Source organism: Flavobacteriales bacterium, assembly GCA_029248105.1.
GTDB lineage: Bacteria > Bacteroidota > Bacteroidia > Flavobacteriales > UBA7312 > UBA8444.
In genome coordinates, this window is sequence record JAQWJZ010000011.1 from 26,526 (window position 1) to 44,711 (window position 18,186).

The window sequence follows — 18,186 nt, forward strand, 5'->3', positions numbered from 1 at the left end:
CGACCTAATCAGTCGCTTTTTTTTTGCTTAATTTTTTTGAACCTTCATACATTTGATATTTTAAAAAGCGACATTCTAACTTACCGTTAAATATTTTTATTCTTCGGGTATGCTTAAGATGAATATTATTTACCGCTTCCATATCAGAAGTTATTAACCAAGCCGAACAACCAGCATAATTCTTTTTGAAAGTATCTCCAATCTGTGAGTATAACTCTATAGTATCCACATTCAATCGCTCACCATAAGGAGGATTAAATAATATAGTACCACCATTTGGCATAGGCTCTGGCTTTCTAACAAAATTGGCTCTTTTTATTTCAATAATATCATCAAGCATCGCATCTTTAACATTATCTTGAGCCTTTCGAACAGATGCAAAAGCTCTATCACAACCAATTATCCTGCCCTCAAAATCACTTACCTTATTCATGGAAACTTCTTTAATCTTTGTCCATAAATCAGCATCGAAGTCAATCCAGTTCATAAAACAGAATTTCTTTCTATGTAAAGACGGTGGAATATTACATGCAATCATTGCCGCTTCTATAAGTATAGTTCCTGAACCACACATCGGGTCAAGAAAATCACTTTGCCTATCCCAGTCACTCAATAAAATTAGACCAGCAGCCAATACTTCACTAATTGGCGCCTCATTAGTAGCATGTCTATAACCTCTTTTATGTAAAGAATCTCCAGAACTATCTAAAGAAATAGTACACTTATCATTAGAAACATGAATGTTAATCCTTACATCGGGGTTTTTAGTATCAACATCGGGCCTTCTTCCTTTTGTTAAATCTCTAAAGTAATCTACTATAGCATCTTTCACTTTTAGAGCTACATAATGACTATGATTAAAAAAGTCCGAATGAACTGCTGCATTTACTGCAATAGTATTCTCTACACTAATGTATTTTGACCAATCCAATTTTTTAGCTTCTTCATACAACTCCACATCTCTACGAGCAGTAAACTTATAGATTGGCTTAAGTATTCGAATAGCTGTTCGGAGATTTAAATTAGCCTTATACATAAAGCCTAAATCGCCAACAAAACCTACAGCTCTATTCAAAACTTGAACGTCTTGAGCACCTAATTGTCGAAGCTCATCTGCTAATATTTCTTCTAATCCCAATTGCGTTTTAGCAATCATATTAAAATTATCTGTGGTGCTATTTTTCATTGGGCTAATTTAATCAAATAATACAGTAATAAATTTATATTTGAACAATGAAAAATTGGTTCGACACTTGGTTCAACACCCCCTACTACCATCTCCTGTATAAGGATAGAAATATGGATGAAGCAGAGTTTTTTTTGAAAAACCTTTTAAACCATTTAATGCCTAATAAAGACGATAAGTTTTTAGATATTGCTTGTGGAAAAGGAAGACACGCCATATTTATAAACAAAATGGGATACAATATTGAAGGCATAGATCTTTCTAAAGAAAGTATCCAATACGCTAATAGCTTTACTAATAATAAGCTGAATTTCAACGTTCACGATATGCGTAATTATTACAAGAAGGACGAATTCGATGTTGTACTCAATATTTTTACCAGTTTTGGATATTTTGACAATCCAGGAGATAACCTTAAGGCCATACAAGCCATGTCTGATAATCTAAAAAAAGGTGGGAAAATAATTCTTGACTTTATGAATGCCAAAAAGGTTGTTAATGAACTTGTTACTAGTGAATTAAAGACCGTCGAAAATATCGATTTTAATATTAAAAGAAGCTATGAAAACGGCTACATCTTCAAGGATATTTATTTCACTGATACTGAAGAGTACCACTTCCAAGAAAAAGTTCAAGCACTATTCCTATCTGATTTTATTGATTTATTTGAAAAATCTGATTTGAAAATCATAAATTTGTGGGGAGATTATTCACTTAATGATTTTAACACTATCCATTCACCTCGTCTTATTATACTAGCACAGAAATGACAATTACTGATTACATTATATTATTATCATCTGTTTTCGTAGGTGCACTGATTGCATTTTATATAAAAAACATATCACAAAACAATACCAAGCTACTCATTTCGTTTAGTGGTGCTTATTTGTTTTCTATTACTGTTTTACATCTAATACCAGAAACCTTTGCAGGACAACATAATCACATCATTGGATTATTTATACTTATCGGATTTTTTATTCAAATAATTCTAGAACATTTTTCTAAAGGTGTGGAACATGGTCATGGTCACGTACACGGAAGCATTCCTATTAGTATCCTTATAGGCCTAAGTATACATTCCTTTATTGAAGGTATGCCTCTAGGCAATCCTCATCATCATTCACACATGCATTCTTCTTTATTATCAGCCATTGCGCTACACAAAATACCTGTAGGTATAGTACTTACGCATATGCTCATTGAAAGTAAGATGTCTAAGTTGAAAATTATTTTATTGATTAGTGCATTTGCTATAACAACCCCTCTAGGAACATTATTCAGTCAGTATATCAGTAATATCTCTAATTATTATAGTGAAATAATGGCTATTGTTATTGGCATGTTCTTACATATTTCAACGACCATTTTATTCGAAAGTAGCGAAGGACACCACTTTAATAGCCGTAAAGCAATCGCCATTTTCTTAGGAACAAGCATCGCTCTGATAAGCACATTTTTATGATTAAAAGAATTATAATTACTGGTGGCCCTTGTAGTGGCAAAACAAGTATTATTGAAGCCTTGAAAGAGCGTGAGTATTATTGTTTTAATGAAGTATCAAGAGAAATAATACAAGACATGGATATCAAAACGGCATTTAAAAATATTGACTTTGAGGAAGCTGTTTTTAAAAAGAGAAAGAAAGATTTTCTAGACGCCAAACCAGGTGTTAATTTTTACGATAGAAGTATGCTAGACAACATAGCCTATCTAAAGAATAACAAACACTCTATTCCTAATCATTTTATCAAAGCTTGTGAAGAACATCGTTATCATTCAAAGGTATTTATAACCATTCCATGGGAAGAGATATACCATAAAGATAACGAAAGGTTAGAAAACTTTAAGGATTCTATTTTAATTTTCGAAGCATTAAAACAGGTCTATAAAGAAGCAGGGTATAATCTAGTAGAACTACCCAAGCTAAGTGTTAAAGAGCGCATAACACGCATCATCAATGAAATCTAATTCTTATCTTCGTAAAGATGTTGAGCCCACAAGAAATTCTAAAACAATATTGGGGTTACGATTCTTTTCGAAGTAAACAAGAAGAAGCAATACATTCAGTTCTTGATGCAAAAGACACTCTAACCCTCCTACCAACAGGTGGTGGAAAATCTATTTGCTTCCAAGTACCCGCCCTCATGATGGAAGGAATTTGCATAGTAATTTCTCCACTCATTGCGCTTATGAACGATCAGGTGACAGCATTAAAAGCCAAAAATATTCGTGCTTTAGCTATCACCTCTGGAATGAGTTTTTCAGAAGTGGACATCGCCCTTGACAATTGCATACATGGAAACTATAAGTTTCTTTACTTATCTCCAGAAAGACTAGAAAGTGAGATGGTTCAACAACGCTTAAAGAAAATGAACATCAATCTTTTGGCAGTAGATGAAGCCCACTGTATCTCCGAATGGGGTTATAATTTCAGACCTTCTTATTTAAGAATTGCCGAAATTCGAGAAATTACAAACGCTCCAATAATTGCTCTCACTGCTACTGCAACGCCACTTGTTACTAAAGATATACAAGAGAAATTAAAATTTACCGACGATAATATTATCAGTACAAGTTTTTTTAGAGAAGAATTATCTTATGTCGTTCTAAAACAAGATGACAAAGACAGCAAACTCATTCAAATCCTCAATAGAGTCAAGGGAACATCTATTGTTTATTGTAGAACCCGTAAAGAAACTAAACGAGTTCATCAGTTACTTTCAGAGTATGGTATTAGCTCACACTTTTATCATGCAGGTTTAGATGTCTTAGATAGAGCCTCAAAACAAAAACAATGGCAACTAAACCACGTTAGAGTAATGGTAGCAACAAATGCCTTTGGAATGGGAATTGACAAAGCTGATGTGAGATTAGTTATTCATAACCATCTACCTTTTTCTTTAGAAGCTTATTTTCAAGAAGCAGGAAGAGCCGGAAGAGATAGAAAGCTAGCTTATTCCATATTGTTATATAATGACTTAGATATTCATAATTTAAATAAGCAAATCAGTGATCACTACCCAGAAATAGATGTTGTGAGAAACGTATACCAACAAATGGCTAATTTTTTTGGCATCGCTATTGGCGATGGTAAACATCAAGAATTTCAATTTCACATAAACGAATTCTGTGAACGCTATAATTTAAATCAACTACAAACATATAATGTCCTTAAACTATTAGAAAAGGAAGATTACATTAAGCTAAGCGAAGCAATACACCAACCGTCAAGGGTATATATTAAAGTTTCGCATACTGAACTCTATCAATTCCAAATTGCTAACAAACAGTATGATTTGCTTCTAAAAATCCTATTACGTTCTTACGGTTCTCTATTTGATAATTTCACAAAAATTCAAGAAAATATAATTGCTAAAAGAACCCAACTAACAACTCAAGAGGTAAAAGATTTTCTATTTAAACTAGAGAAAATGGATATCTTGGACTATATCCCTCAGAATAGCAATCCTAAACTTTTATTACTAAAAACTAGAGTCGATTCTAAACATATTAGTCTATCTAAAGAAACAATAGAAACTAGAAAAGCTAATGAAGAAGCAAAAGCTGCTTCAGTTATACAATATGCAAGCAATCAATATCAATGTAGAAGTAGTGTTTTGCAAAAATATTTTGGAGAAGAAAATAAAGAAAGGTGTAATAAATGCGATGTTTGTCTAGAGAGAAACAAGTTAAAAATAAACGATCAAGAATTTGATGATATTATGAAAGCCATCGAAAAGCTAATTAGCCAAAAACCTATGTACATAGACGATATTATAATGTCTATTGTAGAGTTTAGAGAAGATAAAATGGTAAACGTTCTTCAATTTTTAAGCGATAATGGACAAATAGCATTTAATGATGAACAAAAGCTATATTGGATTTACTAAAAAGTGTAATTTCGTCGCATATGAGTTCACAACTGAGAATTGTATTTATGGGAACGCCCGACTTCGCTACTGAGTCTCTAAAGCGATTGGTGGAAAACAACTATAATATTGTTGGTGTAGTAACTGCCCCAGACAGACCAGCTGGCAGAGGACAGAAAATTAAATTTTCTTCGGTAAAAGAGTATGCTGTTAGTCAAAACTTACAGGTTCTACAGACAGAAAAACTCAAAAACCCACAATTTATTGACGAACTAAAAAATCTTGAAGCTGATCTATTTGTTGTTGTTGCATTTAGAATGCTTCCCGAAATAGTCTGGAGATTACCTGCTAAAGGAACTTTTAATTTACACGGTTCATTATTGCCAAGATACAGAGGAGCAGCACCTATTAATTGGGCCGTAATAAATGGAGATAAAGAAACAGGCGTAACAACTTTTTTCATTGAAAAAGACATAGACACAGGCAATATCATTTTTCAAGAAAAATTAAGCATATCAGACAAAGACACGGCAGGCAACATTCACGACAAGTTAATGCATATAGGAAGTGAATTGGTGTGCAAAACTATAGATGCAATTGAAAGTAATAAGGCCCCAAATAGTCCACAGCTTAATGAAACGGCAACACATGCGCCAAAAATATTTAAAGCAGATTGTAAAGTAAATTGGGAAGAAAATAGCGTAGTCATTCACAATAAAATCAGAGGATTATCGCCATACCCAACAGCCTGGACTAGTATAGACAAAGACAAAACCTTAAAGTTGTTTAGTTCTAGTTATGAAAACGCTAATCATAATGAAACTATTGGTAAAATTCTTATAAGTAATAATAAGGAAATGAAAGTTGCCGCTAAAGATGGTTTTGTTCATATTCATGAATTACAGCTATCAGGAAAAAAAAGGATGAAAACAGAAGATTTTTTACGTGGTTATAATTTTGAAGATATCGTTTTGTACTAATGAAAACTCTAATTGAACATTTTTTAAAATGTATTACAGATGAGCGCAAAGCACTTTTTGAAGAGCTTATCCGAAAACGAACAAAATACCTTACAGTAGTTTTAGAAAATATTTATCAACCTTTAAATGCAAGTGCGGTCTTACGCTCTTGCGATTGCTTTGGAATTCAAGATATTCACGTCATAGAAAACTATAACGAATTCAAACCCGATACGGAAGTAGCAATGGGTGCTTCCAACTGGCTAACAATTAATCGTTATGATGATAAAAAAGACAATACCTTAGAGTGCATACAATCACTAAAAAAACAAGGCTATAGGATTGTAGCCACTAGCCCCCATGATTCAAAAACTAGTTTAAAAGATTTTGATTTATCCAAAGGAAAAACAGCGCTGTTTTTCGGTACCGAAGTAGAAGGCCTTAGCTATACTGTGTTAGAACAAGCTGACGAGCATTTACACATACCAATGTATGGATTTACTGAAAGTTTCAACCTCTCTGTTTCTGCAGCGATATGTTTTTATGAAATGCGAATGAAAATGGAAAAAGAAAACATCAATTGGAAGATGAATGAAGATGAGAAAGATCAAGTTCTACTTAACTGGCTCCGTTACAGCATTGATCGTTCCGATATTGTCGAGGAAGATTTTTTAAGAAATCGATCTTAAGGCGCTAACCGCTCTATCCTCCAATTTTCACCTTCCTTACTGTATAAAAATCTATCGTGCAATCGACTAGCTCTACCCTGCCAAAACTCTATTTGAGTGGGGGAAATAGTATAGCCGCCCCAATTTTGTGGACGAGGCACTTCATTAGGGTACTTCTTTTTTAATTCTTCGAATTTATTTTCTAAAACATCTCTTGACTCAATGACTTTACTTTGTGGTGAGCACCACGCTCCTATCCTACTTTCATAAGGGCGACTGTTAAAATATTCCTCTGACTCTTGATCAGATAATTTACTGATGATTCCTGTGACTCTAACTTGACGTTCAAAATTTTTCCAAAAGAAATTCATACAAACATTAGGATTGTTTTCTATTTCTTTTGACTTACGGCTTGAGTAATTGGTAAAAAAACTAAACCCATTTTCTGAAACATCTTTTAGAAGCAATACCCTAGAGCTTGGAATACCTTCAGGATTAACAGTAGATAATACAAAAGCATTAGCATCAATCGACAAATTAACTACTTCAGATAACCACTTTTGGAAAAGTAAAATTGGCTCATCCGATAAGTCTTGAATATCTAATTCACTTTTACGATAGTCTATTCTAAGGTCTTTAATGTTTTTCATTCTTCAAAATTACCTATTTTTGCGTGTATTTATATTCAATAAATGAAAAAATTCGAAGTACCTGATTTTTATCGATCCAATCTTATTGGAGCTATCAAAAACCAACGAAAAGAACTTGACCCTAAGAAGAAGGATTTTTCTCCTACAATTGTTGATTTTGGTCCTGTTCAAATCCATTTAGCACGTCACTTTGGCTTTTGCTATGGTGTGGAAAATGCTATTGAGATATCTTATAGAGCTATTGAGGAGAATCCTAATAAGAATATATATCTTCTTAGTCAGATGATTCACAATCCTATTGTAAACGAAGATTTGCTTTCTCGTGGATTAAGATTTATTATGGATACGCAAGGCAACCAACTGATAGATTGGGAGGAGATAAATTCCAATGACGTAGTGATAACACCTGCCTTTGGAACCACTATAGAAACAAAAGAAATACTAGAGAAAAAGAATATTAAACTAGAAACGTACGATACGACCTGTCCGTTTGTAACTCGTGTATGGAAGAAAGCTGATAGTATTGGCAATGATAACTATTCGATTATTATTCATGGTAAACATAACCACGAAGAAACTAAAGCAACTTTTTCTCATTCTTATCAAAATGCACCGTCTCTAATCATTAAGGACTTAGAAGAAGCTAAAATTTTAGTAGATTTTATTGAAGGTAATAGATCTGAACAAGAGTTTTATTCTGTATTTGAAGGTAAATACTCTAAAGGCTTTGATTTGAAAAAAGATTTAGAAAAAATTGGGGTTGTCAATCAAACAACAATGTTAGCTAGTGAAACTGAAGAAATTTCAAATTTCCTGAAGCAGTTCATTATCCAAAAAAGAGGCCAAGAAAATTACAAAGATTATTTTGCTGACACCAGAGATACGCTTTGTTATGCTACAAACGAAAATCAAAAAGCTACCTACGGATTATTAGAAGTTCCAGCAGATTTAGCAATTGTAGTAGGTGGCTATAATAGCTCCAATACTTCACACCTTGTCGAGCTTTGCGAAGAAGTTTTACCTACATATTTTATAAAATCTGAAGAGGAAATATTTTCAAAAGATTTGATTAGACATTTCAACTATAATGACAAGTCTATACTAGAAACGGCTAATTTCTTACCACAAAAAGATAAGCTAAAAATTATTCTTACATCAGGAGCATCATGTCCAGATGCGGTTGTTGATAGAGTTTTGCAAAAGCTATTATCTTATTTTGAAAATAAAAAATCAATAGAAGAAGTCTTGGCAGATATTAGCCAATCATAGCTTTTTCACAATAGCTAAGAGCTAAATCAAATTGCTCCTTAATACTCATGTTAGTATTGTCTATTTCTATGGCGTCTTCCATTATTAAGAGAGGATTTTCTTCTCTTGTACTGTCGTCATAATCTCTACTCTGAAGGTTCTTTTTAATATCCTCAAGACTAGCATCTTTAAGCTCTAAAGATCTTCTTCTAGCACGTTCATCAACAGAAGCCGTAATAAATAGTTTCAGTTCTGCATCTGGAAATACTATAGAACCAATATCTCTACCATCCATCACAACGCCTTTATTTTTGCCAATACTTTGTTGAATAGCAACCATTTTTTCACGAACCGCTCTGATTTTGCTAATCTGACTGACATTTTCAGAAATCCATAAACTACGAATCTCATTTTCTACATTCTCACCATTCAAAAATGTTTCAGATACTGATTTTTGATCATTATAATGAAAAGATACACTCATATTATCTAAAGAGTTAATAAGAGTCGATTCGTCAATAACACCATCTTTCATAATATCATGTTTTAGAGCATAAAGACATACCGCCCTATACATAGCTCCAGTATCTACATAAATATATGAAAAGTGTTTTGAAAGCTGTTTAGCTAAAGTGCTTTTTCCGCACGAAGAATGCCCATCAATAGCAATATTTATCTGTTTCATTGTTGTTTATAGAACTTGGAAAAATCTGTGCTAAAGGAAAAGTAATTTGGTGAACCATGCAAGTGATAAGTTGATCTTCCGTAATTAATTGTGAAATGAGAAATCTTGACACCTAAACCCCAAGAAAATCCAACCATTCCTAGATAAGAATCAACTTTAAGCTCTTGCCTCCTCTTGGGGTTATATCCCATTCTAAGTTGAATATTTTTGCCAATATGTAGTTCACCACCTACATCAATGTGTCTAAAAAGTTTATTGGCAAAGCCAAATTCTTCCAAAACCTCGGTTCCATTAAGGCTTGTACTGTTAACTTCATCCTCAGAAGTCAAGTCCCATTTTTGAATATTCTTATAGTTCAACGAAAAAAGGAATGGTAAGTGTTCTAATCGTTTTGAAACACCAAAATCCAATTGAAAAGGTAGCTGTTCTTTAGTACTTGCATAAGTACTTATCTGCTTACCATAATTCCTTGCTAAAAAAGACATAGTAAAGTTCTTATCTTCTTTTTTATAAGCCAGAGCTAAATCACTTCCAATAGCGATAGACTGATAATTTTGAAGATTAGAAAATAATGTTTTTATAGATGCTCCCACAACCCATCTCTGGCTTAATTCTTTACCTAAGCCAAAGGATATAATTTGATCGTTCGCACCAAATGTACCTAACACCTCAGAGGTGTAGTTAGTTTCTTCAAATTCACCATAGCCAATAGATTTTACAGATACACCCAAAGTTCCAAAATCTTTAAGAGTAAAGGCATAAGCAGCAGAAACAAAATTTATATCAGAGAAGTAATCGACAAAATTCAATGAAAATTGCTTTTCCATACTTGCATTCAACATAGCTGGATTGAATATCCCTGACTCTATATCATTTGAATATAAAGAAACAGGCTCGTTTAATACAGCATGGCGAGCAGAAAGAGGTAAGTCTAAAGCTTGAAAAGCTGAAGATGAATTTTGAGCTATTACGAATGAAAGATTAATCGCAAAAAAAAGAAATAGACTAATGAATTTCATTCTACAAATTAACAAATGTTTTAGATCAAAACGAGCAAATGTAACACTTATTATAAAAAAAGCGCAGACTTAAGTCTGCGCTTTTAAATTATCTATTTTATTATAATTTAGAAAGAAACTCCTATATCGAAACCTATTTTCGGCACAATACCTGTGTAGCCTCTTTCAGGTGAAAAAATTCTAAATTTATTGACTTATGGTCAAACTCAGAGCTACGTAAACCACCTCCAGCAAAAAAGTCTAATGATAGTTTTTCTGAGAATAATATCTGAATACCCATTAACACCCCACCTTCAATTTGTTTAACATCGTATTCATAATTATGTTCAGTGTAAACATCATTATAGTGAAAGTGATTTGTATAAGTCTCTACAAAATATTTTCCATTTCCATATAAACCAACATAAACACCGGCTAAACTAGACTCGCTTGAGCTATTTATCATTGGTTTAAAAACATATTTTCTGAGTTGTAATTCACCCATCCAACCATACTCATCACCGTTGTCAGAAAGTCTGTACCCCCCTGATAGGGCAAACGAATTGTTATTATTTAATGCTCTTTCATAAGTAGCATAGATGGTTCCATCAAGAAAGTGAAAAGGACTGACTTTTACTAAAACATCTTGTGAGAAAACAAAAGTAGATGCCATAGATAGGCATAGAATAAGAGTAATTTTTTTCATTGTAGTAATTGGTTTTAAGTTTTAGATAATTCTTAACAAGAATAAAGAAATATTTCATTCTACAACAATAAAAATGAATTAGATAAGTGCTAAATCAATAACATCATTCATTTTACTTACATAGTGAAACTTTAATCCTTTAAGATAACGTTCGTTAATTTCATCAACATCTTTCTTATTTTGCTCACAAAGTATAATTTCTCTAACACCTGCTCTTTTAGCTGCCAAGATTTTTTCTTTAATCCCTCCTACTGCCAAAACTTTGCCTCTTAAAGTAATTTCTCCTGTCATGGCTAATTTAGCTTTGACCTTTCTACCAGTAAATAAAGACACTAAAGCCGTCAGCATGGTGATACCAGCAGATGGACCATCTTTTGGTGTAGCACCTTCAGGGACATGCAAATGAATATCATGTGTATTTAACTCTTCTGGATTAATCCCAAGCTCTTTTGCGTGAGATTTGATATACTGCATAGCAATTGTAGAAGATTCCTTCATGACGTTGCCCAAATTACCTGTAATGCTCATCTTACCCTTACCTGGACTTTTGCTGCTTTCAATAAATAAAATATCTCCTCCAACAGCAGTCCAAGCTAAGCCAGTAACGACACCAGGAATATCATTACTCAATTGGCGTTCTTTGTCAAAAGATGCTGCGCCTAATATTTCTTTTAAATCGGAGGCGTTAAGAGTCACATTATATTCTTGCTCCATAGCGATAGACTTAGCAGCATAACGCACCAACTTAGCAACCATTTTATCTAATCCTCTAACACCAGACTCTCTAGTATAACCATCGACTACAGATTCAAAGACTTTGTTAGACAACTTTAAATCAGAGGATTTTAATCCATGTTCTTTAAGTTGTTTTGGTAATAAGTGTTTTTTTGCGATTTGGACTTTCTCTTCTATCGTATATCCATTAATTTCTATAATTTCCATTCTATCTCGCAAGGCAGGCTGTATACTAGACAAAGAGTTTGCTGTTGCAACAAACATAACTTTTGATAAGTCATAACCTACTTCTAAATAATTATCATGAAAAGAACTATTTTGTTCTGGATCCAATACTTCAAGCATAGCAGATGAAGGGTCACCATGCGAATCTCTTGTTATCTTGTCGATTTCGTCCAACACAAATACTGGGTTTGAAGAATTGGCTTTTTTGATGGACTTAATAATCCTACCAGGCATTGCTCCAATATATGTTTTACGATGACCTCTGATCTCAGATTCATCACGTAAACCACCTAAGGATACACGTTCGTATTTTCTCCCTAGTGCTTCAGCGATAGATTTTCCTAAAGAGGTTTTACCTACACCCGGAGGGCCATACAAACACAATATAGGAGCTTTCATATCTCCTTTGAGCTTAAGTACTGCTAAATGCTCCAGAATACGTTCTTTGACTTTTTCCAAACCAAAATGATCTCTATCTAGAATCTTTTTTGCTTTATCTAAATCAAAATTATCCTTTGTGTATTCATTCCATGGTAAATCAAGGAATAAATCCAAATATGCACGCTGTACGGAATAGTCAGCCATAGCAGGATTCATACGCTGTAACTTTTTGATTTCTTTATCAAAATTTTCAGAAACTTCTTTATTCCATTTTTTAGCATTTGCCCTTGAGCGCATTTCCTCAATTTCTTGATCTGCAGATCCACCTAATTCTTCTTGGATAGCTTTAAGCTGTTGATTCAAAAAATACTCTCTTTGCTGTTGATCTAAATCATGCTTTACCTTGTGTTGAATTTCATTTTTCATCTCAAGGCGTTGTAACTCTTTGCTTATTATTTCAAGAGTTTTTTCTGAACGGCTTTTTAAATTAAATATCTGAAGAAGTTCCTGTTTTTTATTCATATCTACATCCATATTGGAGCAGACGAAATTGACTAAATAAGATGGCGATTCGATATTTTGAATAGCAAGCTGAGCTTCTGAGGGTATATTAGGAGACTCTTTAACTATTCGCAAAGCAATGTCCTTAATAGAATCAACAAGCGCAATGAATTGCTCATCTCCTTTTTCTGGTTTTTCCTCTGAAAGTTCAGAAACTGTTGCTTTCATATAAGGCTCTTCCTGAATCATTTCTTTAAGCTCTATCAACTTTCTACCTTGAATGATAACCGTGATATTTCCATCAGGCATTCTTAGCATTTTCATAATATGTGCTACAGTGCCTATAGTATTCAAATCCTTAAATGTAGGGTCTTCTACGTCCGATTTTTTTTGAGACACGACACCTATGGTTTTAGAGCCTTTATACACTTCCTTGATAAGCTTAACAGATTTATCTCTTCCTACAGTGATTGGAATTATAACACCTGGAAAAAGCACTGTATTTCTTAAAGGTAGAATCGCTAAAGAATCTGGAACATCTTCCTTATTAATTTTTTCTTCATCTACACTACTTAAAAGAGGAAAAAAATCCGATTCATCATCAAAATTTGCTCCAGCGAAAGTATCTATAAACATGTCTTTTTTCATTCAATATATTTTATGTCAATTATGACAATTATATTCTATTTTAACTATGAAGTATAAAGGCAAGAAGTGTGCCAATACAATTGGAATAAGAATACATGACAAAACTAGTTTTTTCTGTACGACTTTGTCAGTTCGAAAACAGTGGATAACATATCTTTTTCTGTTTGGTCAAATTCAACAGAACGGCGCTGCATGACTTTTGCAGCTACCTCAAAAACTTTATCTAATTTATAGGTTGTATATCCTGCAGCCCCCCCCCAAGAAAAAGAAGATACAAAGTTGCGAGGAAATCCAGCACCAAAAATATTAGCACTTACTCCAACAACAGTTCCTGTGTTAAACATGGTATTGATACCGCATTTGGAATGGTCTGCCATAATAAGACCACAAAATTGAAGCCCTGAATTTGAAAAGCGTTGGGTTGAATAATTCCACAACCTCACATCAGCATAATTATTTTTAAGATTTGAATTATTAGTATCCGCTCCTAAGTTACACCATTCACCCAAGACTGAATTTCCTAAAAAACCATCGTGCCCTTTGTTAGAGTAGCCCATCAAAACAGAATTATTAACTTCTCCTCCAACCTTACAATAAGGACCTAAAGTCGTTGCTCCATAAATCTTGGCACCTAGCTTTAGGACTGAATTTTCACACATAGCTAAAGGACCTCTTACGATACTACCCTCCATTATTTCAGCATCTTTGCCTACATAAATTGGACCGTTAGATGCATTTAATATAGCGTGTTCTACCTTAGCACCTTCTTCTATAAAAATATTTTCTGGTCTAGTACAAGCGTTAGTTTTGCTAATTGCTTGAGATTTTCTTCCTTTAGTAAGGAACTCAAAATCAGATTTTATACATACATCGTTGTATTCAAAAATATGCCACAGTTGTGAAATTCGCACAAAACTTCCTTGAAAAGAAATACTTTCTTCAGGATTACCTTGTTCACTGCGATAGGCTATTAGCGTATCGTCTTGCTTTAAACATTGATTTTCTTCTAGCGAATGAATCGCCTTTACTAGTTCAGCATTAGGACAAATAGAACCATTAATCCAACAGTTATCTTGTGTGGAATTTAATGGAAATTTTTGCCGTAAATAGTCTTCTGTAAAAAATGAACATTTTGCGCTCAAATATTTTTCCCACTTCTCAGTGATTGTTAAAATACCAACACGGATTTGGGATACAGGGCGAGTAAATGTTAAGGGAAGAAGATCTTCTCTAGAGTCATCAAATAGAATGTAATTCATAAAACAAATATAGTAATTACAAGGAATTTATGTGTTGAATCTGAAGTGCATAATATCACCATCAGCAACTACATACTCTTTACCTTCTACTGACATTTTACCATTTTCCTTGCAAGCTAATTCAGAGCCTAAATCAACAAAATCAGCATACTTAATAACCTCGGCACGAATAAAGCCTTTTTCAAAGTCGGTATGTATTACTCCAGCTGCTTGTGGGGCTTTCATACCTTCTTTTATAGTCCATGCTCTAACCTCTTTTACTCCTGCTGTAAAATAGGTGTACAAATTCAATAATTGATATGCCGAACGAATAAGTTTACTTACTCCTGGCTCGTCCAAGCCCATATCTTCAAGAAACATTTGACGTTCTTCATAACTCTCAAGCTCTGTAATATCAGCCTCTGTTGAGGCGGCTATCATCAACACAGAAGCATCTTCATCTTTGACCATTTCTTTTACCTTTTCTACATGAGGGTTACCGTTTTTTATGGATGCTTCATCAACATTACAAACATACATAATGGGTTTATCGGTAAGTAACATCAAATCAGCAACGTGTTCTTTTTCTTTGTCTTCTAGATCAATACTTCTGACTGACTTACCTTGTTCCAGATGCTCCTTGTATTTGGTTAAAATATCAACCACCTTTCTAGAATCTTTATCTCCTGTTCTAGATAACTTCTCATACTTTTGGAGTTTCTTATCTACAGCTTCTAAGTCTTTTAACTGTAGCTCAATGTCAATAGTTTCTTTATCCCTGATAGGGTCAACTGAACCATCCACATGAACGATATTATCATTTTCAAAACACCTCAACACATGTATTATAGCATCTGTTTCACGGATATTTGCTAAGAATTTATTTCCCAAGCCCTCTCCTTTACTAGCACCTTTTACTAATCCAGCAATATCAACTATTTCAATAGTTGTAGGTTGAACTTTTTCTGGTTGAACTAAACGTTCCAACTCGTTCAATCTATTATCAGGAACACTAATAACACCTACATTAGGTTCAATAGTACAAAAGGGAAAGTTTGCCGATTGTGCTTTAGCATTAGACAAACAATTAAACAAAGTAGATTTTCCAACATTTGGCAAACCAACTATTCCACACTTCAAAGCCATATCAATTATATTTTTTGCAAAGATAATCAGCTATTTAAACATTTTTGAAAAAATATTAACAATTGTAAATCCCCATTCTAAAAGACTTACATTTGATAATTAATCAAGTTAGACCATGACAGAAGATTTAAATGCTATATGTAATCAGATAAGAAGAGATATTGTTCGTATGGTACACGCCCAAAGCTCAGGACACCCTGGCGGCTCTCTAGGATGTGTTGAATATTTGGTAGCTCTCTATTTTGAAATCATGAATCACAAAACCGATTTTGAGATGGACGGTATTGAAGAGGATTTATTTTTCCTTTCAAATGGTCATATTTCTCCCGTTTTGTATAGTGTGTTAGCAAGGCGAGGCTATTTTGACGTAAAAGAATTATCAACTTTCAGGACTATAAATTCAAGATTACAAGGACACCCTACCACTCATGACCAACTACCTGGAGTACGAATTGCTTCTGGTTCTTTAGGACAAGGTATGTCGGTTGCTATTGGAGCAGCGCTTACAAAAAAATTAAATGACGATTCTTCAATCGTTTATAGTTTACATGGCGACGGTGAGCTACAAGAAGGTCAAATTTGGGAAGCCGCTATGTACGCAGCAGGAAACAAAGTAGATAACTTAATTTGTACAATTGATTACAATCAAAAACAAATCGATGGTGCTTTAGACGATGTTTTGCCAATGGGCAACATTAAACACAAATTTGAAGCCTTTGGCTGGAGAGTCTTAGAAACAAAAGAAGGGAACAACATTAACAACATGATTAGCGTTCTTAATGAAGCGAAGTCACTATGTGGCAATGGTACGCCTATTTGCATAATAATGCATACCGAAATGGGCAATGGTGTTGATTTTATGATGGGAACTCACAAATGGCATGGTGTAGCTCCTAACGACGAGCAATTAGCTGAAGCTCTTGCTCAAAACCCTGAATCACTAGGTGATTATTAAACTAGATGTTAAGTTTTAAAAAACATATTCTTCTAACTATGATAGGCTTTATTAGCTTATCACTCCCATTACAGTCATTTGCTCAAAAGGAAAAAAAACTTACTCGTGTGTTATTTATTTTTGATGCTTCACAGAGTATGTATGCCCCATGGGAAGGAAATAGCCGAATGGAAATAGCCAAAGAATTACTTAGTAATATGTTGGATAGCCTAGACAACAAAGAAAATCTAGAGGTAGGACTAAGGTGTTATGGTCATCAAAAACCATCACCACCACAAGATTGTAGAGATACTAAACTTGAAGTAGCACTCGGCAAAAATACTATACCTGCTATAAAGAAAAGGTTAAAAACACTACGTCCTAAAGGAACTACCCCAATAGCTAAAGCTCTAGAGTCGGGCGCTCTCGATTTTCCTACCAATACTTCCAACTCAAGAAATATCGTTATTCTTATTACCGATGGTATAGAAGAATGTGGTGGTGATCCTTGTGCTGTTTCTAGATTATATCAAGAAAGAAAAATTATTCTTAAGCCTTTCGTTATTGGAATTGGACTAAGTGAAGAATACAAAAAGAATTTTGAATGTGTTGGTACATTTTACGACGCTAGAAATCCCGAGCAATTCAAGAATATCTTAGATGTTGTTATTTCACAAGTTCTTAACTCAACCACCGCTCAAGTCAATTTGTTAGACGAAAACGAAATGCCTACAGAAACAAATGTTCCTCTTAGCTTTTACGATGCATATTCAGGTATCCTTCAATACAACTTTATTCATACTATGAATAGCAGAGGTAACCCAGACACCTTAAATATAGATCCTGTATTGAACTATAGAGTTGTTGCCCACACCATACCCCCTACAGAAGCGGAAGGAGATTGGAAATTAGTTCCTGGCAAACACACTACAATACCTATCAAATGCCCTCAAGGTACATTAAGTATTAGTTCTCCAATAAACAAAGCAAAAGTCGATTGCATTGTTAGAGAAAAAGGAGACACAAGAACACTAAATATACAAGAGCTTAATACAAAGCATAGATACTTGACAGGTAATTACGACTTAGAAATATTAACCCTCCCTAGAATTTATGAAACGATAGAAATTAAACAAAGTGAATCTACCAATGTAAAAATTCCTGAGTCTGGCTTAGTAGTTTTATCGTTTTCTTCATCAGCATACGGAAGTATCTTTGAAGTTGGTAATGAACTAAAATGGGTGTGCGATTTAAAAGCTGTAAAAGGAAGACAAACGTTGTACCTATTACCAGGAAAATATAAAGTGGTTTACAGAGCCAAAAACGCATCTTCTAGCGAATATACCAAAGAAAAAACATTTAAAGTAAGTTCTATCAAAACAGTATCTCTAAAATTATAACAA

Annotated in this window: 17 protein-coding genes; 9 read left to right on the forward strand and 8 right to left on the reverse strand. The window is 33.8% G+C overall.

The window, feature by feature from the left end; all coding sequences use genetic code 11:
- Positions 1 to 4: 4 nt before the first annotated feature.
- On the reverse strand, positions 5 to 1,186 hold the full coding sequence (locus P8I29_02070) for a THUMP domain-containing protein (protein MDG1916583.1): 1,182 nt from the start codon (positions 1,184 to 1,186) through the stop codon (positions 5 to 7).
- Between the two features lie 47 nt (positions 1,187 to 1,233).
- On the opposite strand from P8I29_02070, the gene P8I29_02075 reads away from it, so the two are divergent.
- The 6 genes from P8I29_02075 to P8I29_02100 are packed head-to-tail and all read left to right on the forward strand — an operon-like array spanning position 1,234 to position 6,709.
- Positions 1,234 to 1,956 (forward strand): class I SAM-dependent methyltransferase, encoded by a 723-nt coding sequence (locus P8I29_02075; GenBank protein MDG1916584.1) that lies wholly within the window; start codon positions 1,234 to 1,236, stop codon positions 1,954 to 1,956.
- Entirely contained in the window at positions 1,953 to 2,654 is a 702-nt protein-coding gene (locus P8I29_02080; protein MDG1916585.1) for a ZIP family metal transporter, read from the forward strand. The genes P8I29_02075 and P8I29_02080 overlap by 4 nt, the downstream gene beginning before the upstream one ends.
- Complete coding sequence (locus tag P8I29_02085; protein MDG1916586.1) at positions 2,651 to 3,160, forward strand: ATP-binding protein; 510 nt, start codon at positions 2,651 to 2,653, stop codon at positions 3,158 to 3,160. The genes P8I29_02080 and P8I29_02085 overlap by 4 nt, the downstream gene beginning before the upstream one ends.
- 17 nt (positions 3,161 to 3,177) lie before the next feature.
- Complete coding sequence (locus P8I29_02090; protein MDG1916587.1) at positions 3,178 to 5,082, forward strand: RecQ family ATP-dependent DNA helicase; 1,905 nt, start codon at positions 3,178 to 3,180, stop codon at positions 5,080 to 5,082.
- Between the two features lie 20 nt (positions 5,083 to 5,102).
- Positions 5,103 to 6,041 carry a methionyl-tRNA formyltransferase gene (gene fmt / locus P8I29_02095; GenBank protein MDG1916588.1) on the forward strand — a complete coding sequence of 313 codons (939 nt, stop codon included), beginning with the start codon at positions 5,103 to 5,105 and terminating at the stop codon, positions 6,039 to 6,041.
- Positions 6,041 to 6,709: an RNA methyltransferase gene (locus P8I29_02100; protein ID MDG1916589.1), complete on the forward strand. Its 669-nt coding sequence runs from the start codon at positions 6,041 to 6,043 to the stop codon at positions 6,707 to 6,709. Before fmt ends, P8I29_02100 begins: the two co-directional genes overlap by 1 nt.
- Here the strand turns inward: P8I29_02100 and pdxH are convergent.
- Positions 6,706 to 7,338, reverse strand: coding sequence for a pyridoxamine 5'-phosphate oxidase (pdxH, locus tag P8I29_02105; GenBank protein ID MDG1916590.1), 633 nt, complete (start codon positions 7,336 to 7,338; stop codon positions 6,706 to 6,708). The genes P8I29_02100 and pdxH overlap by 4 nt on opposite strands.
- 42 nt (positions 7,339 to 7,380) lie before the next feature.
- On the opposite strand from pdxH, the gene P8I29_02110 reads away from it, so the two are divergent.
- The gene (locus P8I29_02110) at positions 7,381 to 8,607 is read left to right on the forward strand and encodes a 4-hydroxy-3-methylbut-2-enyl diphosphate reductase (protein ID MDG1916591.1); all 1,227 of its coding nucleotides are present in this window, start codon (positions 7,381 to 7,383) and stop codon (positions 8,605 to 8,607) included.
- On the opposite strand, the gene cmk is transcribed toward P8I29_02110, so the two are convergent.
- The 6 genes from cmk to ychF form a co-directional block, all read right to left on the reverse strand.
- Positions 8,594 to 9,271, reverse strand: coding sequence for a (d)CMP kinase (gene cmk / locus P8I29_02115; protein ID MDG1916592.1), 678 nt, complete (start codon positions 9,269 to 9,271; stop codon positions 8,594 to 8,596). The two genes, P8I29_02110 and cmk, sit on opposite strands and share 14 nt — an antisense overlap.
- Positions 9,268 to 10,290 carry a type IX secretion system protein PorQ gene (gene porQ, locus P8I29_02120; protein ID MDG1916593.1) on the reverse strand — a complete coding sequence of 341 codons (1,023 nt, stop codon included), beginning with the start codon at positions 10,288 to 10,290 and terminating at the stop codon, positions 9,268 to 9,270. Before porQ ends, cmk begins: the two co-directional genes overlap by 4 nt.
- Positions 10,291 to 10,423: 133 nt before the next feature.
- Positions 10,424 to 10,975, reverse strand: a complete 552-nt coding sequence (locus tag P8I29_02125; GenBank protein ID MDG1916594.1) for a DUF3575 domain-containing protein — start codon at positions 10,973 to 10,975, stop codon at positions 10,424 to 10,426.
- 78 nt (positions 10,976 to 11,053) lie between these two features.
- Positions 11,054 to 13,465, reverse strand: coding sequence for an endopeptidase La (gene lon / locus P8I29_02130; protein MDG1916595.1), 2,412 nt, complete (start codon positions 13,463 to 13,465; stop codon positions 11,054 to 11,056).
- A 104-nt stretch (positions 13,466 to 13,569) separates the two neighbouring features.
- Complete coding sequence (locus P8I29_02135; GenBank protein MDG1916596.1) at positions 13,570 to 14,724, reverse strand: GlmU family protein; 1,155 nt, start codon at positions 14,722 to 14,724, stop codon at positions 13,570 to 13,572.
- Between the two features lie 27 nt (positions 14,725 to 14,751).
- Entirely contained in the window at positions 14,752 to 15,843 is a 1,092-nt protein-coding gene (ychF, locus tag P8I29_02140; protein ID MDG1916597.1) for a redox-regulated ATPase YchF, read from the reverse strand.
- 121 nt (positions 15,844 to 15,964) lie between these two features.
- On the opposite strand from ychF, the gene P8I29_02145 reads away from it, so the two are divergent.
- Positions 15,965 to 16,804 (forward strand): transketolase, encoded by an 840-nt coding sequence (locus P8I29_02145; GenBank protein ID MDG1916598.1) that lies wholly within the window; start codon positions 15,965 to 15,967, stop codon positions 16,802 to 16,804.
- Between the two features lie 5 nt (positions 16,805 to 16,809).
- The gene (locus tag P8I29_02150; GenBank protein ID MDG1916599.1) at positions 16,810 to 18,183 is read left to right on the forward strand and encodes a VWA domain-containing protein; all 1,374 of its coding nucleotides are present in this window, start codon (positions 16,810 to 16,812) and stop codon (positions 18,181 to 18,183) included.
- Positions 18,184 to 18,186 lie beyond the last annotated feature (3 nt).

Bases quoted from the DNA above. Each gene is read 5' to 3' on its own strand.
- P8I29_02070 (MDG1916583.1), bottom strand. From the start codon at position 1,186: ATGAAAAATAGCACCACAGATAATTTTAATATGATTGCTAAAACGCAA.
- P8I29_02075 (MDG1916584.1), top strand. From the start codon at position 1,234: ATGAAAAATTGGTTCGACACTTGGTTCAACACCCCCTACTACCATCTC.
- P8I29_02080 (MDG1916585.1), top strand. From the start codon at position 1,953: ATGACAATTACTGATTACATTATATTATTATCATCTGTTTTCGTAGGT.
- P8I29_02085 (MDG1916586.1), top strand. From the start codon at position 2,651: ATGATTAAAAGAATTATAATTACTGGTGGCCCTTGTAGTGGCAAAACA.
- P8I29_02090 (MDG1916587.1), top strand. From the start codon at position 3,178: ATGTTGAGCCCACAAGAAATTCTAAAACAATATTGGGGTTACGATTCT.
- fmt (MDG1916588.1), top strand. From the start codon at position 5,103: ATGAGTTCACAACTGAGAATTGTATTTATGGGAACGCCCGACTTCGCT.
- P8I29_02100 (MDG1916589.1), top strand. From the start codon at position 6,041: ATGAAAACTCTAATTGAACATTTTTTAAAATGTATTACAGATGAGCGC.
- pdxH (MDG1916590.1), bottom strand. From the start codon at position 7,338: ATGAAAAACATTAAAGACCTTAGAATAGACTATCGTAAAAGTGAATTA.
- P8I29_02110 (MDG1916591.1), top strand. From the start codon at position 7,381: ATGAAAAAATTCGAAGTACCTGATTTTTATCGATCCAATCTTATTGGA.
- cmk (MDG1916592.1), bottom strand. From the start codon at position 9,271: ATGAAACAGATAAATATTGCTATTGATGGGCATTCTTCGTGCGGAAAA.
- porQ (MDG1916593.1), bottom strand. From the start codon at position 10,290: ATGAAATTCATTAGTCTATTTCTTTTTTTTGCGATTAATCTTTCATTC.
- P8I29_02125 (MDG1916594.1), bottom strand. From the start codon at position 10,975: ATGAAAAAAATTACTCTTATTCTATGCCTATCTATGGCATCTACTTTT.
- lon (MDG1916595.1), bottom strand. From the start codon at position 13,465: ATGAAAAAAGACATGTTTATAGATACTTTCGCTGGAGCAAATTTTGAT.
- P8I29_02135 (MDG1916596.1), bottom strand. From the start codon at position 14,724: ATGAATTACATTCTATTTGATGACTCTAGAGAAGATCTTCTTCCCTTA.
- P8I29_02145 (MDG1916598.1), top strand. From the start codon at position 15,965: ATGACAGAAGATTTAAATGCTATATGTAATCAGATAAGAAGAGATATT.
- P8I29_02150 (MDG1916599.1), top strand. From the start codon at position 16,810: ATGTTAAGTTTTAAAAAACATATTCTTCTAACTATGATAGGCTTTATT.